At 68.8% G+C, this 22,903-nt stretch carries 17 protein-coding genes; 7 read left to right on the forward strand and 10 right to left on the reverse strand.

Annotation, left to right across the window (positions count from 1 at the left end; genetic code table 11):
- Nucleotides 1-4: 4 nt before the first annotated feature.
- The 4 genes from V9K99_RS17645 to dxs form a co-directional block, all read right to left on the reverse strand.
- Nucleotides 5-1,486, reverse strand: coding sequence for an amino acid permease (locus V9K99_RS17645; protein ID WP_336999842.1), 1,482 nt, complete (start codon nucleotides 1,484-1,486; stop codon nucleotides 5-7).
- A 70-nt stretch (nucleotides 1,487-1,556) separates the two neighbouring features.
- A complete protein-coding gene (locus V9K99_RS17650) occupies nucleotides 1,557-2,927 on the reverse strand; it encodes a hypothetical protein (RefSeq protein WP_336999840.1) in 1,371 nt (456 codons plus the stop codon).
- Nucleotides 2,928-3,008: 81 nt separating this feature from the next.
- A complete protein-coding gene (locus tag V9K99_RS17655) occupies nucleotides 3,009-4,370 on the reverse strand; it encodes a hypothetical protein (protein ID WP_336999838.1) in 1,362 nt (453 codons plus the stop codon).
- A 10-nt stretch (nucleotides 4,371-4,380) separates the two neighbouring features.
- The gene (gene dxs / locus V9K99_RS17660) at nucleotides 4,381-6,273 is read right to left on the reverse strand and encodes a 1-deoxy-D-xylulose-5-phosphate synthase (RefSeq protein ID WP_336999836.1); all 1,893 of its coding nucleotides are present in this window, start codon (nucleotides 6,271-6,273) and stop codon (nucleotides 4,381-4,383) included.
- 147 nt (nucleotides 6,274-6,420) lie between these two features.
- Between dxs and V9K99_RS17665 the strand changes: the two genes are divergently transcribed.
- Entirely contained in the window at nucleotides 6,421-6,927 is a 507-nt protein-coding gene (locus V9K99_RS17665; protein WP_336999834.1) for a DUF402 domain-containing protein, read from the forward strand.
- 185 nt (nucleotides 6,928-7,112) lie between these two features.
- Nucleotides 7,113-7,607, forward strand: coding sequence for a DUF402 domain-containing protein (locus V9K99_RS17670; protein WP_336999832.1), 495 nt, complete (start codon nucleotides 7,113-7,115; stop codon nucleotides 7,605-7,607).
- On the opposite strand, the gene V9K99_RS17675 is transcribed toward V9K99_RS17670, so the two are convergent.
- Entirely contained in the window at nucleotides 7,586-9,094 is a 1,509-nt protein-coding gene (locus tag V9K99_RS17675; RefSeq protein WP_336999831.1) for a CocE/NonD family hydrolase, read from the reverse strand. The genes V9K99_RS17670 and V9K99_RS17675 overlap by 22 nt on opposite strands.
- Before the next feature lie 121 nt (nucleotides 9,095-9,215).
- Between V9K99_RS17675 and V9K99_RS17680 the strand changes: the two genes are divergently transcribed.
- Nucleotides 9,216-11,123 (forward strand): Na+/H+ antiporter, encoded by a 1,908-nt coding sequence (locus V9K99_RS17680; RefSeq protein ID WP_336999829.1) that lies wholly within the window; start codon nucleotides 9,216-9,218, stop codon nucleotides 11,121-11,123.
- The gene (locus V9K99_RS17685; RefSeq protein WP_336999827.1) at nucleotides 11,123-11,539 is read left to right on the forward strand and encodes an HIT family protein; all 417 of its coding nucleotides are present in this window, start codon (nucleotides 11,123-11,125) and stop codon (nucleotides 11,537-11,539) included. The genes V9K99_RS17680 and V9K99_RS17685 overlap by 1 nt, the downstream gene beginning before the upstream one ends.
- Here V9K99_RS17685 and V9K99_RS17690 read toward each other — a convergent pair.
- Both V9K99_RS17690 and V9K99_RS17695 read right to left on the reverse strand, forming a co-directional pair.
- Nucleotides 11,536-13,191 carry an alkaline phosphatase D family protein gene (locus V9K99_RS17690; RefSeq protein ID WP_336999826.1) on the reverse strand — a complete coding sequence of 552 codons (1,656 nt, stop codon included), beginning with the start codon at nucleotides 13,189-13,191 and terminating at the stop codon, nucleotides 11,536-11,538. The two genes, V9K99_RS17685 and V9K99_RS17690, sit on opposite strands and share 4 nt — an antisense overlap.
- A gap of 67 nt (nucleotides 13,192-13,258) precedes the next feature.
- Nucleotides 13,259-13,825 carry a HEAT repeat domain-containing protein gene (locus V9K99_RS17695; RefSeq protein WP_336999824.1) on the reverse strand — a complete coding sequence of 189 codons (567 nt, stop codon included), beginning with the start codon at nucleotides 13,823-13,825 and terminating at the stop codon, nucleotides 13,259-13,261.
- 66 nt (nucleotides 13,826-13,891) lie between these two features.
- Between V9K99_RS17695 and V9K99_RS17700 the strand changes: the two genes are divergently transcribed.
- Genes V9K99_RS17700 through V9K99_RS17710 form a run of 3 tightly spaced genes read left to right on the forward strand, consistent with a single transcriptional unit; the run spans nucleotide 13,892 to nucleotide 16,629 of the window.
- Nucleotides 13,892-14,968, forward strand: a complete 1,077-nt coding sequence (locus V9K99_RS17700; RefSeq protein WP_336999822.1) for a hypothetical protein — start codon at nucleotides 13,892-13,894, stop codon at nucleotides 14,966-14,968.
- Nucleotides 14,969-15,007: 39 nt separating this feature from the next.
- Nucleotides 15,008-15,607, forward strand: coding sequence for an RNA polymerase sigma factor (locus tag V9K99_RS17705; protein WP_336999820.1), 600 nt, complete (start codon nucleotides 15,008-15,010; stop codon nucleotides 15,605-15,607).
- Nucleotides 15,604-16,629, forward strand: coding sequence for a hypothetical protein (locus V9K99_RS17710; RefSeq protein ID WP_336999818.1), 1,026 nt, complete (start codon nucleotides 15,604-15,606; stop codon nucleotides 16,627-16,629). Before V9K99_RS17705 ends, V9K99_RS17710 begins: the two co-directional genes overlap by 4 nt.
- 61 nt (nucleotides 16,630-16,690) lie before the next feature.
- On the opposite strand, the gene acnA is transcribed toward V9K99_RS17710, so the two are convergent.
- The 3 genes from acnA to V9K99_RS17725 all read right to left on the reverse strand — a co-directional run bounded on the left by acnA (nucleotide 16,691) and on the right by V9K99_RS17725 (nucleotide 22,055).
- Complete coding sequence (gene acnA, locus V9K99_RS17715; protein WP_336999816.1) at nucleotides 16,691-19,468, reverse strand: aconitate hydratase AcnA; 2,778 nt, start codon at nucleotides 19,466-19,468, stop codon at nucleotides 16,691-16,693.
- Between the two features lie 276 nt (nucleotides 19,469-19,744).
- A complete protein-coding gene (locus V9K99_RS17720) occupies nucleotides 19,745-20,677 on the reverse strand; it encodes an LLM class F420-dependent oxidoreductase (protein WP_336999814.1) in 933 nt (310 codons plus the stop codon).
- A 10-nt stretch (nucleotides 20,678-20,687) separates the two neighbouring features.
- Nucleotides 20,688-22,055 (reverse strand): hypothetical protein, encoded by a 1,368-nt coding sequence (locus V9K99_RS17725; RefSeq protein WP_336999812.1) that lies wholly within the window; start codon nucleotides 22,053-22,055, stop codon nucleotides 20,688-20,690.
- Nucleotides 22,056-22,903: the final 848 nt, after the last annotated feature.

The following is a 22,903-nucleotide window of genomic DNA, read 5'->3' on the forward strand; positions in this document are numbered from 1 at the left end:
AGCCCTACGCCCGGGTGCTCTCGCCGGTGCGTTCTTCCTCGCCGACGCGGCTCTTGCGGTAGCCGTAGACGAAGTAGATCACGAAGCCGATCGCCATCCAGATGGCGAAGCGCAGCCAGGTCTCCAGCGTCAGGTTCAGCATCAGGTAGATGCAGATCAGCGCGGCCAGGATCGGGATCACCGGGCTGCCCGGCACCCGGAACGAGCGCTGGATGTCCGGCCGGCGCTTGCGCAGGATCGGTACGGCGATCGAGACCAGGGTGAACGCGGCCAGCGTGCCGATGTTCACCATCTCCTCGAGTTTGCCGATCGGGGTGACCCCGGCGACGATCGCGACCACGATGCCGATCGCGATGGTGAGGCGGTACGGCGTACCCCACTTCGGATGCGTCTTGCCGAGCTCACGCGGCATCAGGTGGTCACGGCTCATCGCGAACACGACCCGGGCCGCACCGATCATCAGCGTCAGCACCACCGTGGTCAGACCGGCCACCGCACCGGCGGAGATCAGCGTCGCGAAACTCGGCCGGCCGACCGACCGGAACGCCTCGGCCAGCGCCGCCTCGCTGTTGATGTCGGTGTACTTGATCATGCCGGTGATCACGATGCAGACCAGCACGTACAGCACGGTGCAGATCGCCAGCGAGCCGATGATGCCGCGGGGCAGGTCGCGCTGCGGGTTCCGCGCCTCCTCGGCGGTGGTCGCGACCACGTCGAACCCGATGAACGCGAAGAACACCAGCGACGCACCCGACACCAGGCCCATCACGCCGAACGTCGACGGGGCGAACCCGAACAGCGCCTGGAACAGCGGCGTGGTGATGGTGACCTCGGGATCCGGGTTCGGCACGCTCGGCGGGATGAACGGCGTCAGGTTCGAGCCCTTGATGTAGAACAGGCCGGCCACGATCACGAACAGCACCACGAAGAGCTTGATCGCGACCAGCACCAGGTTGACCCGCAGCGACTCCTTGATCCCGATCGTCGCCAGTGTCGCGAGGACGACGACGAGCAGCATCGCCAGCACGTTCACACTGCTGTCCGGACCGATCGATTCGGGCCAGCCCAATCCGATCTGATCCAGGAACAAAGCGGCGTACGTCGACCATCCCTGGGCCACCACGCTTGCCCCGAGCATCAACTCCAGCAGCAGGTCCCAGCCGATGATCCAGGCGAAGATCTCACCGAGGGAGAAGTACGAGAAGGTGTACGCCGATCCCGATACCGGGACCGTGGATGAGAACTCGGCGTAGCACAGTGCGGCCAGGGCGCAGCAGATCGCGGCGAGTACGAACGAGAGTGCGATACCCGGCCCGGCGTACGCCTTCGCCGCCCGGCCGGTCAGGGTGAAGATGCCGGCACCGATGATGACGCCGATTCCGAAGACCGTCAGATCGACGGCGGTGAGGCGTTTCTTGAGCTGGTACTCAGGCTCGTCGGTGTCCGCGATCGACTGCTCGATCGTCTTCTTCCGCAACAGACTCATCTGCGCCTCCTCGCATTGGACGGAACCCAATCGAGATTGCCCCTCTGACAACGCGAGGTCAAACCGCCACTCAGCGTTGCGGCTGGTAGGTCTTCAATGAGGTCCACAGGGTCACTTCGGTGAGGCCGCTGCGGCTGAGGAGGATGCGGTCCCGGGAGGCCTGGTCGATGCCGTGCATCGCCATGTCCTCGTACAGCTCCTCGACCTTGTCGAGTCCGATCCGCTGGACCAGGAAGCGTACGGCGAGCCAACTGACGCCGTACACGTCGGCGCTGTTCTGGTAGAAACCGGCGTCACTCGGCAGCGAGGCCAGCACCGGCAGGGCGTCGTCGATGACCTCCTGCTCCCACTTGCCGACTTCACCCGGGCCGCTGATCGCCTCGATCCCCCGCCACGACACGTACTCGGCCGCACCTTCGGCCAGCCAAAGTGGTTCGTAGCCGCCGAGGTCCGCGGTGGCCACGTGGGTGATCTCGTGCGACAGCAGGATCTCGTCGACCCGGTCGCGTTCATTCGGGTTGATCACGATGTACGCGCCTGCCACGGTGCCGTCGGCCGTGTCCTGACCAGGCAGCGAGGAGAACGTCGACCCCGCGCTCGCGGCCGACTCGATGTCCTCGTCGGCAAACCGCGCATCCCGTACGTCGGTCTCGTCGAGTGCGATCACCAACACCGAACCGCGCCACTTCCGCGGCCAGTACTCCGTCACCTGGGCAAGCGCCTCGGTCGCCTCGTTGACGATCGCCCGTCCGCGCTTCGTGTCACCCTTCTCCACCACCGCGAGCACCCGCGCACCCCGGTACACCTCGATCCGGCCGAGGTCCCACGCCTCCTGGTGCGCGCCCGGCCCGAGGTCCTTGTCGAGGTCGTCGTCGTCCGTGATCACCCAGCGGCCTCGGACGTTGATGAACGTGTAGCCGAGCTCGGTGGTGACCGGGGTCAGGTCGACCTTGGGGATCTGGTACCGCATCAGGATGCGCACGAGGTACGTCGTACGCCCGTGAGACTTGGCCACGGCCGGGTCGAAGCGCTCCTCGGCCTGGCTGTAGCCGAGCTCGGCGAAGCCCATCTCGACCAGGTTCGCGAACAGCACCTTCTGCTCGGCCCGCAGCGCCCGGTCGGCCGGGTCGATGTCCTGCAGGAACAACGCTTCGTTGACGGACTGCACCGCCTGGGCCCGGCGGATCAGGATCGTGTCGATGGCAACCCGGCGAGCGGCGATCGCGGCGGCGGTCTTCGACGGTTTGGTGGCCTGGTTCGGGCCCGGCGAGGCCAACGTCGTGGTGGGCCTGGCCCGGGCATCCCGTTCCCGGTCTTCAACGGTGTAGACCACGCCGCCCGAGACGAGCGCAACCGCGACCAGCAACCCGAGCCAGCGCCGGGGCCCATGGGGCGGAACCTGAGCGCCTGGCGGTTCGGCGCTAGGGATGGTCACACTCACGTCGGGTCGTTCCTCCGAGTACCCGTCTGCTACAGCCCGGCTACCCTACTCGGTTCCCCGGATTCCACCACCGACACGCCGTCACGCGGCGGCGGCCTTGAGGGCCTCGAAGAGGCCGGCCTCGGTCATCCCGACGTGCTCGAGCATGATCCGGTCCCGCTCGGCCTGGGTCGAACCGAGAGCCGCCATCTCCTGGTACAGCGTGCCGACCTCGGTCCCACCGAAGCGTTCGAAGAGGTACGCGACGGCCAGCCAGGCCAGCGGGTACGAGCTGTCGGACTGCTCGAAGAACACCGCGTCGGCCGGCAGGCTCTTCGCCTTCATCAGGTACTTCGTCCGGACCTCCTGCCGGTACTGGTCCAGCGCGAGGTTCTTCGCACCATCCATCGGCAGGAACTCGACGTACGTCGCCGCACCTTCGACCAGCCAGCGTGGTGCATGGGCGCCGTACGGGGCGGTCGCGACATGGGTGAACTCGTGGGCCAACGTGCGGGCGTCGACCTTCGAGCGGTTGCGCGGGTTGATGACGACGTACGAGTCGGCCCGTTGGCCGTCGCCGGAGACCTCACCGGGCAGCGTGCGGTACACCCAGGTCGCCATCGCGATCGCGTCCTCGGCGTTCTTCGGTGCGCTGTAGTCGGCGCCGCGGACCACCTTGTCGTCGAGGGCGATCACCACGCCGGCACCGTTCCAGCCACCCGGCCAGCTCTTGGTCACCGCTTTCACCGCGCTGCTCGCCTTGCCCAGCAGGCTGTTCGCGAGCTGGTCCTGACCCTTCTCGACGACCACGAGGACCCGAGGGCCGCGCTTGACCAATACGTCGCCGGTGTCCCACGCCTCCTGATGCGAACCGCGTGGCAGCCGCTTGTCGAGGTCGGTATCCGACACCAGCATCCAGCCGCCGTTCGGCCGCTCGGTGAACGTGTACCCGAGCATCGCCCGGACGGGTACGGCGTCGATGCCGCGGATCTGGTACGTCATCGCGATCGCGACCAAGTACGTCGACGGGCCGTACTTCTGCGTGACGGCTTCGTCGTACTGCTGGCTCAGCTGCTGGTAGACGAGCCGGGCGAAGCCGAACTGGCGCAGGTTCGCGAACAGGGTGCGCTGCCGGGCGACGAGGCTCTTGTTCCCCGGATCGACGTCGGCGAGAAAGGCCGTCGGGTTGTCCTGGAGCACGGCCTGGGCGCGCTTCCTGAGCACCAGATCCACTGCCGCGGCACGGGCGGCCAGGTCGATGTCCGGCGTATTCGGCGTCGCCTGGTCGGCGCCGTCAGCGCGGTGGCTCGACTCGTGCAGAGCGAGACCGCCGGCGACCGCCACGGTGACAAGCACCAGGGACAGCAGCAGCGGCCAGACCCGGGTGCCCTTGGCCGCGGCATGCCGTCTTCCCGATGGCGACGAGTGTCTCGGGGGCGACGAGTGCCGCCCCGACCCGGTCATGCGGGGCGGCTCAGGCGCCGCCCGGCCGGCCGCTCGCCGGGTCGGGCTCGTTCAGCGCGTCACCGGAGTGCTGCGCGATCAGCTCGGTGATGTCCCGGGCCAACTCCTGGCCGGTCAGCCCGATCTCCTGCAGTACGGCGGGACGCTTGGCGTGATCCAGGAACTGCTGCGGGATGCCGAAATCGCGGACCGGTGTCGTCACCCCGGCGTCGCGGAGCGCCTGCGCGATCATCGACCCGCAACCACCGGCCCGGCCGTTGTCCTCGATGGTGACGACGAACTTGAACTTCGCCGCCAGCTCGACCAGCTTCGGGTCGACCGGCTTGACCCACCGCGGGTCGACCACGGTCACGCCGAAGCCCTGCGCCTCGAGCCGCTGCGCCACGTCCAGCGCGGTCGCCGCCATCGAGCCGATCCCGACCAGCAGTACGTCGGTGCCGGAGCGCTCGAGGACGTCGAGGTCGCCGATCCGGTCGATCGCGTCGATGTCCGGGAACACCTCGCCCTTGGCATACCGCAGTACGGTCGGGGCGTCGGAGACGTCGACCGCCTCGTTCAGCAGCTCCTCCAGCCGCTTGCCGTCGCGCGGCGCGGCGAGCCGGAGCCCGGGGACGACCTGCAGGATCGACATGTCCCACATGCCGTTGTGGCTCGCGCCGTCGTCACCGGTGACACCCGCGCGGTCGAGCACGAAGGTGACGCCGCACTTGTGCAGCGCGACGTCGAGCAGCAGCTGGTCGAACGCCCGGTTGAGGAACGTCGCGTAGAGGCCAACCACCGGGTGCAGACCGCCCATCGCCAGGCCGGCCGCGCTCGTGACCGCGTGCTGCTCGGCGATGCCGACGTCGAAGATCCGGTCCGGGAACTCCTGCGCGAACGGCGCCAGTCCGGTCGGGTGCAGCATCGCCGCGGTGATCGCGACCACGTCCGGGCGGCGGTGACCGATCCGGATCAGCTCGTCGGCGAACACGTCGGTCCAGCCGCGCGGCTTGTTGGCCGGGCGGACCTGGTGGAAGTTGTCTTCCTCGTCCTGCTCGGCGGCGGCGTACCCGAAGCCCTTCTGGGTCACCGCGTGCACGATCACCGGACCGCCGAACGCCTTCGCGTTGCGGAGCGCGTCCTCCATCGCCTGACGGTCGTGCCCGTCGACGGGACCGACGTACTTGAGGCCGAGATCCTCGAACATGCCCTGCGGGGCGAGCAGGTCCTTCAGGCCCTTCTTCACCCCGTGCAGCACCTCGTACATCGGCGGGCCGACATACGGCGTACGGCCGAGGTTCTTCTTGATCAGGTCGAGGATCTTCTCGTACCGCGGGTTGGTGCGCAGGCTGGTCAGGTGGGTGGCCAGGCCGCCGACCGTCGGGCTGTAGGAACGGCCGTTGTCGTTGACGATGATGACGAGCTTCAGGTCCTTGGCGGCGGCGATGTTGTTCAGCGCCTCCCAGGCCATCCCGCCGGTCAGGCCGCCGTCGCCGATCAGCGCAACGACATGGCGGTCCTCCTTGCGCAGCCGGTACGCCTTGGCCAGGCCGTCGGCGTACGACAGAGCGGTCGAGGCGTGGCTGTTCTCGACGAGGTCGTGCTCGGACTCGGCCTGGCTCGGGTACCCACTCAGGCCGCCCTGCTGACGGAGCGTGTCGAACTTCGGCGCCCGGCCGGTCAGCAACTTGTGCACGTACGTCTGGTGACCGGTGTCATAGACGAGGCGGTCCCGGGGCGAGTCGAACACCCGGTGCATCGCCAGCGTGATCTCGACCATGCCCAGGTTCGGCCCCAGGTGGCCGCCGGTGCGTGACACCGTCTCGACCAGCACGTCCCGGATCTCGGCCGCGAGATCGGTGAGCTGCTGACCGGTCAGCTTCTTGAGGTCCGCCGGCCCTCCGACCGTCTCCAGCACGCGCATCGAGCTCCTCCCGCAGGTCGTCCTCGAATGCTTGAGTCTATGCACCCGCCGCCCGGTTTCCGAACTCACCAGTGCCCCCGGACGAATCTCACACTCCAAGACGTCCCCTGGGCTCGATTGGTTCGGTCTTCACCTACAGTAATCGGCATGGAAATGGTGAGGACGCTGTTCCGGAAGTACGACGGACAGCCGCATCGCCTGGTGGAAGCAGTCCGGCTCGGCGAGGACGAGCACGGCCTGTGGGTCGGCTCGGTGCCCGGTACCCGCGGCCAGCGCGCCGACGGCAGCTGGACCACCATCGACCACCACCGCGTCCGCCTCTTCCCGCACGGCAAGTGGTGGAGCGCCCTGTTCAACGACGACCCGCACAAGACGCGCATCTACTGCGACATCACCATGCCCGCGGAGTTCGGCGTCGACACAGTCACCGCTGTCGACCTGGACCTCGACATCCGCCTGATGCGCGACGGCAGCGTGCGCGTCATGGACGAGGACGAGTTCCACGCCCACCAGGTGAAGTACAACTACCCACCCCAGGTAGTAGCCACCGCCCAAGCCACCTGCGCCTGGCTGGCCACCCACATCACCACCACAGAACCCTTCACCACCGCCTACAAGCCGTACCTCGACCAGACCCGAGCCCTCACCAACTGAAGACAGCAATCGGCCCCCACCGGCTAGGAGCCCCCCTGAGCCGACGAGGGCCGATCAAGCCGCCACCAACAGGCCGCGACCGAACCATGCTCAACCCCCACCCGCGCCCGATCCACCCCTCCGCGAAGAATTGCAGCTTTTGACATCCGGCGGTGGTAGCACCCCGGCGGGATAGGTTGGGGGTTATGCGTGATGTCCGGGTGGTGTATCGGAAGTACGACGAGAAGCTGCATTGGCATCAGTGGATGCGGTATTTGGGGGAGGACGAGTTCGGGGTGTGGCTGGGGGCGCCGGCTGATTCGGTGTCGCAGCGGGGGTCTGAGCCCGAGGTGACGCATTCGCAGGCGCATGTGCAGTTGTTCCCGCGGGACCAGTGGTTCACCGCGATCTTCAACGACGAGCCGCGGTCGACGGAGATCTACTGCGACATCACCACTCCGGTGGAGTTCGGCGAGGACGTGTTCACGATGGTCGATCTCGACCTGGACGTGATCAAGAAGCGCGACGGGTCGGTCATCATCGACGACGAGGACGAGTTCGCAGAGCACCAGGTCAAGTACGGCTACTCGGCCGACGTGATCGAGACCGCCCAGGCGACGTGCGACCGGCTGGCCGACGCGGTCACCACCGAGGAACCGTTCCTGACCGTCTACAAGACCTATCTCGACAGAGTCCGGTGAACGCTCAGCGTCGCGTCCTTCAGCAGTAGCGCCCCGGGCAGCGGTCCGCGCTGGCCGGCGAACATGTCGGCGACCGGGGTGACGGTGAGGTAGAGGTTCTTCCCGGCCGGTACGTCGACAGCGACCGCCGGCAACTCGATCGATCGCCGCTCCCCCTTCACCACCCGCTTCTCCCGCAGCGGCATCGTGTTGTTCTGCACGACCTTCGCAGTGAGGGGATTCGTCCCGACGCTCAAAGCGAAGAAGGCGCCCGCGTCCGGTAGCAAGGTATAGACGTCAGCGTTCAGCCGCGGCACGCCCGCCACGGTCAGCGGTCCAGTCGCGACCTTGAGGTTGAGCGGCAACCCGGCGCCGGTCGGAACGAGGATCTTGCCGAGCTTGTAGCGGGCGTTCGCGGCCAGGCTCTGTTGCGTCAGGCAACGACCGTCCGCGGTCGCCAGGTGATAGCCGCCGTACCCCGAGAGAGCCGTTGCCTTGCCCAACAGTTTGGTGGACATGAAGCGCAGCGCGAGGCCGGAGAAGCCGGCCGATCCCAACGCGATCGAACACGGATCGCCCGGGGTGGCGAAACCGGGCGGCAGCACACTCGGCAGCGTGTGACCGCCGTTGTAACCGACGAAGATCGACCGCGCCCGGGCCCGTGGGGTCAGCGCCCGCTCGAAGTTCGCGAGCCCCTGGTTGAGGTTGAACAGGTTGTCCGAGATCCCTTGACCGAACAGCACCGGGATGTCCAGTTTCCGCCCCTGCGCGACATGCCAGGCCGGTCCGTTCCTGGCGAAGAACGCATCCAAATCCCGACCGGCCTTCCCGGGCGGCCACGCTCCGGTGGCGATCAGTACGACGAACGCCGCCGAGACCTCAGGTGGAAGATGCGTGCCGCCACCGGCGTACAGCAAAGACAGCCACATCGTCCGCGCGGCCTCGTCCGGGGCGAGGCTCTGCTTGAGGTCCCACCAGGTCACCTCAGGAGCTAGTGCGTCGAACCTGGTCCGGCCGCTGTCCCGCAGCTCGGTGAACGCACCGGCGAACTGGAACCCACCGCCGTACGATCCGCCGATCGCACCGATCAGCGGATCGCCAGGCCGTTGTTTGGTCACCCAGTCCAGGCCGGCCACGAGGTCGACCAGCTTGATCACGTCCCGGCCCTCGAAGTCGGGGTTCATCACGTGCGCGACGCCGGTGCTGTCGCCGAAGCTGCGCTGGTCGAAGCTGAGCACGCCGAAGCCCGCGTCGAGCCAGGACTTGAAGGCCGCCGGGTCCTTGGTCCGGCTGCCGCCCCAGCCATGACTGTGCAGGATCAACGGGACCGGATGCGCCGCAGACGCGCCGGCGGGTTTGAAGAGCGAATAACAGATCCGCACCGGTGTCGTCGTACCAGGCTCGGGCACGGACGCCACGCACCCCGTGACGGCGGCAGCAGGTACGGCGACCAACGAGGAAACCAGTAGCCCGAGCACACCGGCCAGGGCGGCCACACGACGACGCATCAGTCACTCCCCGTGATCGACGAATCCCGCTGCGCACACGCTAGACGACCGCGCGCACGCTGACCAGCTCCCGGCTCCGCTGTGGGCGAACCAAGGGGCCGAAGCTGCGAGACTGTGCTCCGTGGAAATCGCGATCGAGGTCGTGGCCCTCGTCGCCGTGGTGGCGGCCGGGGCCGCACTGGCCCGGCGGCTCGGCATCTCGGCCCCTCTGTTCCTCGTGGTCATCGGGGTCGCCGCGTCGTACCTCCCGTTCGTCCCGCGGGTCGAGCTCGAGCCCGAGGTCGTCCTGGTCGGCTTCCTGCCGCCGCTCCTGTACGCCGCGGCGATCAGGACCAGCCTGGTCGACTTCACCAAGCACCGGCGTTCGATCGGCTTGCTCTCAGTCGGCCTGGTCGCGTTCACCGCGCTCGGCGTCGGTCTGGTCGCCTGGTGGCTGCTCGGCGCGGTCGCCGAAGGGATGGGCCAGGAGCCGCTGCCGTTCTGGGCCGCCTTCGCGATCGGCGCCGTGGTCGCGCCGCCGGATGCCGTCGCCGCGACGGCGATCGCCAAACGCGTCGGTCTCCCCCGCCGCGTGGTCACGATCCTCGAGGGCGAGAGCCTGGTCAACGACGCGACCGCCCTGGTTTGCCTGCGTACGGCGATCGCCGCCGCGGCCGTCACGCCGACGGTCCTCGACGTCGGGCTCGACTTCCTCCGGGCGGCCGGTGGTGGGGTCCTGGTCGGCCTGATCGTGGCGATCGTGCTGGCCAAGGTCCGTCGGCGCTTCACCGACCCGGTGCTCGACACCACGCTCAGCCTGACCGCGCCGTTCATCGCCTACATCGCGGCGGAGAACCACTACGTCCACGCGTCCGGCGTACTGGCCGTGGTCGTCACCGGCCTGCTGCTCGGCCACAAGGCGCCGATCATCCAGTCGGCCAAGTCGCGGATGTCGGAGCGGACCAACTGGCGGACGTTCCAGTTCCTGCTGGAGAACACCGTCTTCCTGCTGATCGGCCTGCAGACCAGGTGGATCCTCGACGACCTGGCCGAGAGCCCGCTGCCGGGCTGGCTGATCGCCGCCGCCACGCTCGCCGTGTTCGCAGCCGTCGTCCTGCTGCGGCCGATCTGGATCATCCCGACCACGTTCGTGTCCCGGCGGGTCCTCGGGCGGTCCCGGCCCGGGCCGGTCTCCTTCCAGAGCCTGGTCGTCGTCTCGTGGGCGGGTATGCGCGGCGTGGTCACGCTGGCGGCCGTGTTCACGCTGCCCGAGGACACCCCGCATCGCGAGGTCCTGGTCTTCATCGCCTTGGCCGTCACCGCGGGCACGCTGCTGCTGCAGGGCTCGACCCTTCCCTGGCTGGTACGACGTCTGCGCCTGCCCGGCCCGGATCCGGCGGAGGATGCGCTGCAGGAGGCCGCCGTACTGCAAGGAGCTCATCGGGCGGCGATGGAGAAGCTGCACGAAGTCTCGACAGCAGACGATCCGCAGGACGTGATCGAGGTGCTCCGGCGCCGCGGTGAGTCGCGGGCCGAGGCCGCCTGGGAGCGACTCGGTCGGCCCGAGACCGAATACGAGACGCCGAGTGAGGCTTACCGCCGGTTGCGGATGGTGATGCTGGAGGCCGAGCGGGCGCACATCCTGAAGGTCCGCGACGCCGGCCTGGTCGCCGACGAGGTGCTGCAGCGGGCGCAGATCGCGCTCGACGTCGAGGAGTCCATGCTGGATCGCGCCGAGGACGACGACGTGGGTGGGCGGTCGGAGGACCTGCGCGTCCCACCGCCACCGGGTGGTGCCTGCACGCACCTGGAGAGCGCGCCGATGGTGCTGACCCCGAACACGCCGGAGGGCTGCGAGGAGTGCCTGGCAGAGGGCGGGACGTGGGTCCACCTGCGACTCTGCCTGGATTGCGGGCACGTCGGCTGCTGTGACTCGTCGCCGATGAAGCACGCCAGCAAGCACTTCGACTCCAGCCGCCATCCGGTGATGCGGAGCTTCGAGCCGGGTGAGACGTGGCGCTGGTGCTTCGTGGACGAGAGGCTGGGCTGATGGCCGACTGTCTGTTCTGCTCGATCATCGCCGGTACGACGCCGGCTCAGATCGTCCTGGAAACTCCAGATGTGGTCGGATTTCTCGACGTACGACCGGTGTTCAAGGGGCACACCCTGCTGGTGCCGCGCGAACATGTGCCGACGCTGGTGGAACTGCCGGACGAGCTGAGCGTGCCCCTGTTCGGCGCGGCCCGCTCACTCGCCGCCGCGGTGCGTACGGCGTTCGACGCGCAGGGATCATTTGTTGCCGTCAACAACGTGGTGTCACAGTCCGTCCCCCACCTCCATGTGCACGTGGTGCCACGGACGAAGGGGGACGGACTGCGCGGCTTCTTCTGGCCCCGGACCAAGTACGCCGACGACGCCGAAGCAGCGGAGTACGCCGGGAAGCTCCGGGCTGCTCTGGGCGACTAGGGACGAACTGTTTCCCAGGCGACCGTGTCGGTCTCGGCTGCTGCGAGAGTGCGCGCGGCCGCTGCGGCCGGCGGGTTGTCGGCGGTCAGGTTGAGCCCGGGCTTGCGGTCCTCGATGGTGAACTGGGCCCGGGTGAAGACCTCGGCGTCCTTCGTCTGCACCTTGCGGACGGTGCGGAAGTCGGCGACCAGGGACTCGCGGGTGATCGTGGTGTTCACGTAGCCGCGGAGGTTGTTCTGGAACCGCAGGTGCGGGTTCCACGCGAACCACGGGTGCGAGCCGGTCGCCGAGTCGGCACCGTCGCCACCACTGGTGATCGACGAGCACACCAGCTCCGACCCCACCGTCCGCGACGTCGGGTCGTCGTAGTCCAGCTTCAGGTCCGACGCCCAGTGCGCGTGCACGTCACCGGTCAGTACGACGGGGTTCCGCACCCGCGCGTCGACCCAGCCGCGGGTGATCCGGTCGCGGGATGCGACGTACCCGTCCCACGAATCCATCGAGGTCACCTTCAGCGGTCCCGAGTTGTTGTCGCGCTGGGCGAAGAACACCTGCTGGCCGAGGATGTCCCAGCGTGCCTCGGAACGTCGGAAGCCGTCGATCAGCCACTTCTCCTGCCGCTCACCGGTGATCGAGCGCTTCGGGTCGACCGCCGCCGGGCAGTCCTTGTAGCCGTCGCCACAGCCCTGGTCGTCGCGGTACTGCCGGGTGTCGAGCATGTGGAACGTTGCCAGCTCACCCCACTTGACCCGCCGAAACAGCTGCATGTCGATCCCCCGCGGCTTCGACGACGCGCGCAGCGGCATGTTCTCGTAGTACGCCTGGAACGCGGCCGCGCGGCGAGCCAGGAAGTCCGGCTGCGGGATCTCCGGCTTCTCGTAGACCTCGTCGGCCCAGTTGTTGTCGAGCTCGTGGTCGTCCCAGACCACCAGCCACGGCGCGACCGCGTGCGCCGCCTGCAGGTCCAGGTCGGTCTTGTACTGCGCGTGCCGCTGCCGGTACGACGCCAGGTCGGTGGTCTCCGGTCCGTCGTGATCACGGACGTTCCCACCCGGAGCGACGTACGCGCCCTTCGTGTACTCGTACTGGTAGTCGCCGAGGTGGAGGACGAGGTCCGGGTGATCCTCAGCCAGCCGCCGGTACGCCGTGAACCAGCCGTGCTCGAACTGGGAGCACGAGACGAACGACATCGAGAGCTCGCGCGGCGTCGTACCGCGGGCGGGTGACGTGAGAGTCCGGCCGGTGGTGGACACGTGGCCCTCGGCGCGAAAGCGGTAGTAGTACTCGCGGCCGGGCTGCAGTCCCTGCACGGTCACGTGGATCGCGTGCGCGTGCTCCGGCCGCGCGACGGCGACACCGGCCTTGACCACGTGGTGGAAGCGCTCGTCGGTCGCCACCTGCCACTGGACGGCGTACGCGCGACTCGGCATGCCGCCGAGGCCGTCCGGCGCGACCGGGTCGACAGCGAGACGGGTCCACAGCACGAACCCGTCCGGCCACGGGTCGCCGCTGGCGATGCCGAGCGTGAACGGGTTCTGCCGGACCGGCGTCGCGGCGGCGGTGGTCGGAGTGGTGAGGGCGGTGGTCAGGCCGGCGACGGCCGCAGTGGAAGCCAGACCGGCTTTCAGGACGGATCTACGGGAGGTTTCCATGGGCCCGACCGTTCCCGCTCCGGGCGGCCAACGACTGACATCCAGGTGTCCAATGAGTGACACCGATTCACGAGTCTTCGTCGACTGCCCGATCCAGCTTCATCGCCAGCCGTTCCGTCGCCCGCTCGACCGCTGCCCGCACGGCGATGTCCGGGTCGTCCCGCAACTCCCGCACTGCCTTCAGGTGCTCGTACTCCCCCGCGGCACCCAACGCCCGTACGCCGGCCGCCCGCACGCGTGGCAGCTCGTGATCCAGCAACGGCACCAGCAAATCGACCAGCTGACCGAGCTCGCGTTGGGCCGTAATGCGGGCGACGTGTTCACGGACCCGCCAGGCCGGGTCGTCGGCGACTGCGCGGAGTGCATCGACGGCGTCGTCGCGCCAGACGTACAGGAAGACGCGGGCGGCCCAGACCCTGATCCAGTAGTAGTTCACCGGATCGACCGGCTGCGACCAGCCGCCCGGGTTGGCCATCCCCGTGATCGCCACGAGCTTCGGCAGGTCGGCGCCGTACGCCTCTTCCCCGGAGATCTCCCCGGTCAGGAAGGCGATGCACCAGTCGATCACGGTGTCCTCGCCGTACTTGGCGCACGCCGCCCGGACGACCTCGCGCGGCGACTTCCGATCGGTCATGTCCCCAGTAGAACCCGGGCCGCCGACAATTCCTGCCTGACCCGGCCTCCTCGATAGGTTCGGAGGATGGCACTCCTGGATCGGTCGTCGGAGGAATACCGGGTCGTCGCCGGGCTCATCCGCTCGGCCCAGCGCCGGGTCGGGGCAACTGAGTCCCAGCGCTGGAATGGCGACATCGCCGTACTCTCGCCGCTCTCCCGGCAGCGCAGCCGCTCGGACCTCGACGGCACCATCCACCTGCACCCGCGGAACGTGATCGGTCCGCTGATGCGGGCACAGGCCGGCCAGGGCGGCCGGTGGTGGTATCCCCGGGCCGCGCGCGACGCGGCGTACAACGTGATCTACGAGGCACTCCGGCAGAGCAGCAAGACCGCGGTCGACCCACCTCCCGCCGAGCCTGGCAAGTCGCTCGACAGCGTCCTGGCTCCCGGTGCGCGCAGTCTCGACATGGCGCTCGCGGAGCAACGGACGTACGAGATCACCCACGCGGTCATGTCCGACAACGGCATGGCTCACGCGTACTCCGACGATCCGCCTGAAGCGACCGCCATCGCCGGCCACGGTCTCTCGGCGGGCGCGGTCACGCCCTTCCGGCTGACCCCCTTCTCCACGACGACAACCGCCGCGGCCAGAGGCTTCGTCGACGGTGTTCAGGCTGCCAGCGGCCTCGACCACGAGGAGGTGTTCGACCGCCTGCTCACGGAGGCCAAGGGATCACGATGGAGCCAGGCATTCAAGCTGGTGGCTGATCAGCGCCACCCCGGACTGCTGTCGGAGCTGCCGGCAGAGCGCCAGATGGCGGTCTACAGAGACGTGAGCCGGCAGGCCGTCCGCGAATGGAGCCGGGAGTCGTCGGCTCGGCGCGTCACGATCAGCACGGTCGATGCAGCCTCTGAATGGGGCTACGCAATCGGCCGCGACACAGCAGACCTCGTAGTCGGACTGGCACAAGACCTCGACAAGCCAGCTGCCGCAGAGCCTACCGAGGAAGCATCAAGGTCCACGGCCCACCGGGAAATGTCTCCGAGCGAAATCTTCGGAGCACAGGCGCCTCTCACCGCAGTGACTCGGCCCTCCTCCACACCGACCGCAAGCCCTGGTACGACAGGAGCCGAGCAGCAGACGCCCCGGATCGAGAAGTAGACCTGTAACGCCCGGCGTCCTGCCGGACATGGAGTAGGTATGACGAGCACGCCGAGTCCACCGAGGCCGGTGGAGCTTCGGCCCGTTCCGGATCACGAACTCCGTTTCCGCGAGTTATTCGCCAATCACTTCCGCACCTTGCTCGGCTATGCGCTCCGGCGGGTGGGTTCACCCGAGGACGCGGCCGACATCGTCGCCGAGACGATGCTGGTGGCCTGGCGCCGGATCGACGAAGTACCGGCGGACGACACGGCGCGGCTGTATCTGTACGGCGTGGCGCGCCGCGTACTCGCGAACCACCGGCGCGGCCAGCTCCGGCGAGACCGGCTGGCCGAGCGACTGCGGCTGCAACTGGCCGAGGTCACGCCTGACCCGGCCGCCTTCTCCGACTCCGCCACTGTGATCCGGGATGGCCTGGCCCAGCTGACGGACGACGATCGCGAGCTCATCATGCTGACCGCCTGGGACGGCCTGGGTCCCCGCGAGGCCGCTGTCGTGCTCGGCCTGCCGTCGCGCACGGTCCGGACCAGGCTGCATCGGGCCCGGGCTCGATTGCGCAAAGCGGTCGGAGACGCTTTCGCCGATGACGGACATGTACGGGAAGACCAGCACGCGCGACCGGTTCAGGAGGAGCGATGAACGACCACGAGCTCGACCGGCTGCTCGCGCGGGCCAACCCGTTCGGCGACGACACGGTCCGGCGACTGCCGGCCGATGCCGCCGCGTCCGACCTGTTGGAGGAGATCGTGACCACCACCGCACCGACCCCCGAGCTCAGACCGAACCGCCGGCGCCGCACCCTCGTGCTCGTCGCGGCCGCGGCGGCCATCGTCGTCGCCCTGACCGGGGTGTTCTTCCCGCGTGGCAACCCGGCAGCGCCGGCCTCGGCGTACGGCGCCGAAGTCCGCGCGGTGGCGGAGGCGAACCAGCGGCTGCTGCTCGACGCGCCGGGCTGGAAGGTCAGCCGGGTGGATGAATTCACCGCCGCGGAAGGCGAGATGTCGTTCGCCAACGGCAAGAAGCAGCTCGACGTGCACTGGCGGCCGGCGGCGTACTACGACTCGTTCCTCGCCGACCGCGCGCACGGGAACACAAAGCAGCCGATCACGTTGCTCGGGCAGAACGGGACGATGTTCCGGTACGGCACGACGACGGACTACACCACGATCCTGCCCGTGAAGGGGCCGAACTTCCTCGAGATCCGGGCTGACGTCGGCTCGGAGGCGGCGTACAAGGAGCTGATCGGGAAGCTCAAGCCGGTCGGCGTCGAGGAATGGCTGGATGCGATGCCGGCATCGGCGGTGAAGCCGGAGGAGAACAAGAAGGTCGTCGACGGGATGCTCGAGGGGCTGCCGGTGCCGACCGGGTTCGACAAGGCACCGCTCTACCAGCAGACCGTCAACGACCGGTACCAGGTCGGGGCGCGCGTGACCGGCGCCGTCAGCTGCGCGTGGCTGGACCAGTGGACCGCCGCGAAGAAGTCCGGTGACACCGCCAAGGCCACCGAAGCCGTCACCGCGATGAAGACCAGCTCTGGCTGGCCGATCCTGAAGGAGATGGACAAGGAGGGCGACTACCCGGAGGTGATCTGGGAGTACGCCGACCTGATCGCCAAGGACCAGACGCCGACCGGCTACGTCGACGGACTCGGCTGCAAGTAGTCCACAGACGAGTACGGCGTACTCCGGCGAGGGGCCGGGGTACGCCGTACTTCTGTTGCTGTCAGCTCGCGATCAGGGACCGCAGGACGTACTGCAGGATGCCGCCGTTGCGGTAGTAGTCGGCCTCACCCGGGGTGTCGATCCGGACGACCGCGTCGAACTCCTTCTCCGACCCGTCGGGCGCGGTGACCTTGACGTGGACCGTGCGCGGGATGGTGCCGTCGTTCAGCGCGGTGACGCCGGTGATGTCGAACGTCTCCTCGCCGGTCAGCCCGAGCGACTCCGCGTTCTCACCCTCCGGGTACTGCAGCGGCAGCACACCCATGCCGATCAGGTTCGACCGGTGGATGCGCTCGAACGACTCGGTGATCACGGCCTTCGCACCGAGCAACGCCGTACCCTTGGCCGCCCAGTCGCGCGACGAACCCGAGCCGTACTCCTTGCCGGCCAGGATCACCAGCGGCGTGTCGGCGGCGGCGTACGCCTGCGCAGCGTCGTAGATCGTGGTGACCGGCGCGTCGGCCTGGGTGAAGTCGCGGGTGAACCCGCCCTCGGTGCCGGGGGCGATCTGGTTGCGCAGCCGGATGTTCGCGAACGTGCCGCGGATCATCACCTCGTGGTTGCCGCGCCGCGACCCGTACGAGTTGAAGTCCTTGCGGTCGACTCCGTGCTCGGCCAGGTACTTGCCGGCCGGGCTGTCGGCCTTGATCGAACCGGCCGGGGAGATGTGGTCGGTGGTGACCGAGTCGCCCAGCTTGGCCAGCACCCGCGCGCCGGCGATGTCGGTGACCGGCGACGGGTCCTTCGGCATGCCGTCGAAGTACGGAGGCTTGCGCACGTAGGTCGACTCCGCGTCCCAGGCGAACGTCTTGCCCTCCGGCGTCGGCAGCGACTGCCAGCGCTCGTCACCGGCGAACACGTCGGCGTAGTCCTTGGTGAACATCTCCTTGTTGATCGAGGAGGCGATCACCTTCTCGACCTCGTCGGCGGCCGGCCAGATGTCCTTCAGGAACACGTCGTTGCCGTCGGTGTCCTTGCCCAGGGCATCGGTCTCGAAGTCGAAGTCCATCGTCCCGGCCAGCGCGTAGGCGATCACCAGCGGCGGCGAGGCGAGGTAGTTCATCTTCACGTCCGGGTTGATCCGGCCCTCGAAGTTCCGGTTGCCGGACAGCACCGAGACGACCGCCAGGTCGGCTTCCTGCACACCGGCCGAGACCTCCTCGGGCAGCGGGCCCGAGTTGCCGATGCAGGTGGTGCAGCCGTAGCCGACCAGGTGGAACCCGAGCTTCTCCAGGTACGGCGTGACGCCGGCCTTCTCGTAGTAGTCGGTGACGACCTTCGAACCCGGCGCGAGTGACGTCTTCACCCAGGGCTTGCTGGACAGGCCCTTGTCGACGGCGTTCTTCGCCAGCAGCGCGGCGGCGAGCATCACCGAAGGGTTCGAGGTGTTGGTGCAGGAGGTGATGCTGGCGATCACGACGTGGCCGTGGTCGAGCTCGACCTCCTGGCCGTTCAGGCTGATCTTGGTCTTCTTCGACGGGCGGCCGTTGCCACTGCCGTGCGGCACGTGCGGCTCGTCGTTCACGTTGCCGTGGCCGTTCGGCGCGTCACTGGCCGGGAAGCTGCCGGTCTCCGACGGGTCGACGTCCAGTTCCTCGGTGGCGTAGTCGACCAGCGCGCCGCGGAAGCCTTCCTTGGCCTCGCTCAGCGCGACCCGGTCCTGCGGCCGCTTCGGGCCGGCGATCGACGGGACCACGGTCGACAGGTCGAGCTCGAGGTACTCGGAGAACCGCGGCTCGACCGCCGGGTTGTGCCACAGGCCCTGCTCCTTGGCGTACGCCTCGACCAGCGCGACGTCGTCGTCGGAGCGGCCGGTCAGCCGCAGGTACTCCAGCGTCACGTCGTCGATCGGGAAGATCGCGCAGGTGGAGCCGAACTCGGGGCTCATGTTGCCGATCGTGGCCCGGTTCGCCAGCGGCACCGCGGCGACACCGTCACCGTAGAACTCGACGAACTTGCCGACCACACCGTGCTTGCGCAGCATCTGGGTGATGGTCAGTACGACGTCGGTCGCGGTCGCACCGGCCGGGACGGACCCGGTCAGCTTGAAGCCGACCACCTTCGGGATCAGCATCGACACCGGCTGGCCGAGCATGGCCGCCTCGGCCTCGATACCGCCGACACCCCAGCCGAGGACGCCGAGGCCGTTGACCATCGTGGTGTGCGAGTCGGTGCCGACACAGGTGTCCGGGTACGCCTGGCCGTTGCGGACCATCACGGTCCGGGCCAGGTGCTCGATGTTCACCTGGTGCACGATGCCGGTACCGGGCGGGACCACCTTGAACTCGTCGAACGCGGTCTGGCCCCAGCGGAGGAACTGGTAGCGCTCGCGGTTGCGCTCGTACTCCAGCTCGACGTTGCGCTCGAACGCGTCCTGCCGGCCGAACACGTCGATGATGACCGAGTGGTCGATGACCAGCTCGGCCGGGGCGAGCGGGTTGATCTTGGTCGGGTCACCACCCAGCTCGGCGACCGCCTCGCGCATGGTGGCCAGGTCGACCACACACGGCACACCGGTGAAGTCCTGCATGATCACCCGGGCCGGGGTGAACTGGATCTCGGTGTCGGGCGCCGCGCTCGGGTCCCAGTTGCCGAGCTTGGAGATGTGCTCGGCGGTGATGTTCGCACCGTCCTCGGTGCGCAGCAGGTTCTCCAGCAGCACCTTGAGCGAGTAGGGCAGCGTCTCCGCGCCCTCGATTCCCGCCAACCTGAAGATCTCGTAGGACTGTCCGCTGACCTCGAGTGCACCTTTGGCACCGAAGCTGTCGACGCTCGCCATCAACCTGCTCCTCTATCCGGTCCTGTTCCGCTGTGCCCATCCTGCCGAGCGCCCGGCCCGGCCGCGAGGTCAGGTCCCCCTAACCTCGCCCAAAACTCTCTCGACATCAAGATACACGACATCGAGCCACCCCCGCACTCCAGCAGCGAACTCGCGGACGGACGCGCCGACCGCCGTACCCGGGTCGGAGGAGTTATTCCGACTCAGGCGGTCTAAGTCGGAATAACTCCTCTGTTGTTCCGACTTAGGCAGCCTTCATCCGGCCCGGCGTGCTGCTCAGGAGACCTGGGGGAGGACTTCGGCGGCTATGAGGTCGAGGTGGGCCAGGTCTTGGAGGTCCATGATCTGGACGTATTGGCGGGTGGAGCCGACGGCGGCGAACTGGCCGAGGCGGTCGACCACCTCGGCGGGGGTGCCGGCGATGGCGCCGGACTTGAGCTCTTCGACGTCGCGACCGATGGCTGCGGCGCGTTGTTTGACCTCGGCGTCGTCCTTGCCGACGACGACGGTGTGGGCGGTGGACAATGCGAGCGTCTTGGGGTCGCGGCCGATCGCTTCGCACGCGGCCTGGACGCGCTTGAACAGGGTGTCGGTCACCTCGACCGAGCGGAAGCCGGCGTTGAACTCGGCCGCGTGCTGTGCGGCGAGGGACGGCGTACGCTTCTTGCCCGCACCGCCGACGATGATCGGCGGGTGCGGCTGCTGGACCGGCTTCGGCAGCGCCGGGGAGTCGGTCAGCTGGTAGTGCTTGCCGGCGAAGTTGTACTTCTCCCCCACCGGCGTGTCCCACAGCCCGGTGATCAGCTCCAGTTGCTCGGTGAGCAGGTCGAACCGGCCCGGCGTGTCCGGGAACTCGAGCCCGTACGCCTTGTGCTCGGCTTCGAACCAACCGGCGCCGAGCCCGAGCTCCGCGCGGCCGCCGCTCATCTGGTCGACCTGGGCGACGGTGATCGCGAGTACGCCGGGGTTGCGGAACGTCGCGGAGCTGACGAGCGTACCGAGCTTGATCCGCTTGGTCTCACGCGCCAGCCCGGCCAGCGCGATCCACGCGTCGGTCGGGCCGGGCAGACCGTCGGTGTCGCCCATCGCCAGGTAGTGGTCCGAACGGAAGAACGCGTCGAACCCGTTCTCTTCGGTCTTGCGTGCCACCGCGAGCAGATCGTCGTACGAGGCACCTTGCTGGGGTTCGGTGAAGATCCTGAGAAGCATGCGGACCACGCTATCTCGCGGTGGTGTACAACCTCTCCAGGTACGACGGCTGCCACTCGGGACCGCGGTCGTGCAGCCGCCGGACCAGACCGTGTACGTCGAGCCGCGGCTCCACCGGATTGTCCCACCAGTCGGGCACCTGGTCGTACCACCGGTCGATCCGCAACGTCCGCCCGGCCGCGTCGATCCGGGCGAACAACCAGCCACCCTGCTCACCCGACGCCTCGCTGATCCACAGATCGCCGAGCAACCCGCTCAGCTTGTCGGCGCCGAACTCCGGGTCGTCCACGTCCGGCGGCTCCAGATCGAACCGGTACGACGGAGCGCCCGGATCAAGCACTTGGACCTGGATGGTGAACCCGGAGGGCACGACCGCGGTCCGGGCGCGGCACCAGGCATGCAGAGCCTTGAACGCCTCGGACTCCTGCGGCCGCGGCCTCGGCCGCTCGATCTCGGACCGCATGGCCTCCTCGATCGACCCCGGCGGCACCTCGATCCGCGGCCCGTCGGTCCCGACCAACCCCAACCCGGGAATGGACATCCGCACCGCCGCAGCCACATCCGCCGCATCCCCCAACCGCCCCACCGGCCCCGGCCCATCCTCCTCCACCAGAGGAATGAACCCGGTCGGCTCATCATCATCAAACCCCGACCCAAACGCAGCCGCAGGCTCATAAGCCCCGCCCCGCCCCGCCTCCTCAGCCCGACCCGCCGGCTCCTCGCGCACGGCGCCCCGACCCGCGCCGCCATACGCGAAGTCGTCCACCACGTTCGCACCAGACCCACGCGCGTCGTCAAACCGAGCCGCCTGCTCTACCCCTGGGGCAGCCCGGCTCGCGTCCTCGAACCCGGCCGCGTGCCCCACCTCTGCGGCGCCCCGGCGCCCGTCCTCGAACCCGGCCGCGTGCTCCGGCTGCGTTGCTGGGCCGCTGCGCGCCTCGAACTGAGCCGCCTGCGTGCCTGGGTTCCCCGAGCTGTCGTCCTCGGCCCACGACCGCGCGTCCTCCGCAGGCCCGAGGGCGTCCCCACCGCGGGACCACGCGTCCGCCCCCTCAACCCGGGCCGCCTGCGTGGCAGGGCTTCCCGAGCTGTCCTCCTCGGCCCACGACCGCGCATCCTCCGCGGGCGCGGGGGCGTCGCCACTGCGCGACCATTCCTCGGGCCTGTCAACCCGAGCCGCCGGCTCCTCACGTACCGCGGCCTGGCTCAGACCGTCGTACGTGACCTCGTCCTCCACGTGCGCACCTGGCCGCGCCGGGGCGTCGTGTGCGGTCGGCTGGGTTGGGCCGTCGTAGTCGGGCTCGTCCTCGAGGTGGGCGGCGGGATGGTCTGGGGTGTCGTGCCGGGCCGCGTGGGTGGTGGGCTCGGGGCGCGGCATGGGTTCTGGCTGCGGGGACGGCTCCGGCTCCGGCCAGGGGGTTGGCTCGGGCTCGGGTTGTGGGGCCGGTTCTGGCTCGGGCTCCGGCCATGGCTTGGGTTCCGGCTGAGGAGTCGGCTCGGGTTGGGGCCAGGGGGTGGGTTCCGGGCCCGGGATCGGGCCTGGCGTGGGGCCGGGCTCCGGGCCTGGCTGTGGTTCTGGGGACGGGCCGGGCGTCGGCTCGCGGTGCGGGTCGGGCTCGGGCCAGGGGGCCGGGCGGGGCTCAGGTTGGGGCCAGGGCTCGGGACGGGGTTGCGGCTCGGGCCAGGGCTCTGGTTGAGGGTGAGGCTCCACCTGAGCTTTAGCCGCCGGAGCCCCAAAGATCTCGTCTTCCGCGGCGTCCGGATCCACCGGCACGTCGAACCGCATCGCAGGCACCGCAGGCTCCGGCGCAGGCAGCTCCGGTGCGGCAGCGTCGGCACCTGCCGCCGACAAATCGTCCGCCACCACGGGGATCTCCGCGGTGAGGTCGTCCTCGAACTCATCGAACTCCCCGGAGGCCGCCGCAACGTCGCCCGCCGAGTCGTGCGACTGCGCGCGAGGCCCGGCCGCCTGGGCCGCTGGAGCGTCACGTTGCGCCGGAGGTGCAGAAGCCTCGGCTGCGGAGTCGCGGACGTACGTCGCAGACGCAGAAGGCCCGGCCGCCGTGTTGCCTCCGTACGTCGCAGGGTCGGAGGGCCTGGCCGCCGTGTCGCGGAGGTACGTCTCAGACTCAGACCGCTCGGCCGTGGTGCGGTCGACGTACGTCGCAGAGTCGGAGGGCTCGGCCGCCGTGTTGCGGGCGTACGTCTCAGACTCAGACCGCTCGG

The sequence above is a fragment of the Kribbella sp. CCNWLW201 genome, assembly GCF_037203805.1.
Lineage (GTDB): Bacteria > Actinomycetota > Actinomycetes > Propionibacteriales > Kribbellaceae > Kribbella.

What these genes read in the sequence shown, in the direction of transcription:
- V9K99_RS17685 (WP_336999827.1), top strand. Translation starts at nt 11,123, where the DNA reads ATGGCCGACTGTCTGTTCTGCTCGATCATCGCCGGTACGACGCCGGCT.
- V9K99_RS17705 (WP_336999820.1), top strand. Translation starts at nt 15,008, where the DNA reads ATGACGAGCACGCCGAGTCCACCGAGGCCGGTGGAGCTTCGGCCCGTT.
- V9K99_RS17695 (WP_336999824.1), bottom strand. Translation starts at nt 13,825, where the DNA reads ATGACCGATCGGAAGTCGCCGCGCGAGGTCGTCCGGGCGGCGTGCGCC.
- V9K99_RS17725 (WP_336999812.1), bottom strand. Translation starts at nt 22,055, where the DNA reads ATGCCGCGCCCCGAGCCCACCACCCACGCGGCCCGGCACGACACCCCA.
- V9K99_RS17675 (WP_336999831.1), bottom strand. Translation starts at nt 9,094, where the DNA reads ATGCGTCGTCGTGTGGCCGCCCTGGCCGGTGTGCTCGGGCTACTGGTT.
- V9K99_RS17720 (WP_336999814.1), bottom strand. Translation starts at nt 20,677, where the DNA reads ATGCTTCTCAGGATCTTCACCGAACCCCAGCAAGGTGCCTCGTACGAC.
- V9K99_RS17655 (WP_336999838.1), bottom strand. Translation starts at nt 4,370, where the DNA reads ATGACCGGGTCGGGGCGGCACTCGTCGCCCCCGAGACACTCGTCGCCA.
- V9K99_RS17665 (WP_336999834.1), top strand. Translation starts at nt 6,421, where the DNA reads ATGGAAATGGTGAGGACGCTGTTCCGGAAGTACGACGGACAGCCGCAT.
- acnA (WP_336999816.1), bottom strand. Translation starts at nt 19,468, where the DNA reads ATGGCGAGCGTCGACAGCTTCGGTGCCAAAGGTGCACTCGAGGTCAGC.
- V9K99_RS17700 (WP_336999822.1), top strand. Translation starts at nt 13,892, where the DNA reads ATGGCACTCCTGGATCGGTCGTCGGAGGAATACCGGGTCGTCGCCGGG.
- V9K99_RS17670 (WP_336999832.1), top strand. Translation starts at nt 7,113, where the DNA reads ATGCGTGATGTCCGGGTGGTGTATCGGAAGTACGACGAGAAGCTGCAT.
- V9K99_RS17690 (WP_336999826.1), bottom strand. Translation starts at nt 13,191, where the DNA reads ATGGAAACCTCCCGTAGATCCGTCCTGAAAGCCGGTCTGGCTTCCACT.
- V9K99_RS17710 (WP_336999818.1), top strand. Translation starts at nt 15,604, where the DNA reads ATGAACGACCACGAGCTCGACCGGCTGCTCGCGCGGGCCAACCCGTTC.
- V9K99_RS17645 (WP_336999842.1), bottom strand. Translation starts at nt 1,486, where the DNA reads ATGAGTCTGTTGCGGAAGAAGACGATCGAGCAGTCGATCGCGGACACC.
- dxs (WP_336999836.1), bottom strand. Translation starts at nt 6,273, where the DNA reads ATGCGCGTGCTGGAGACGGTCGGAGGGCCGGCGGACCTCAAGAAGCTG.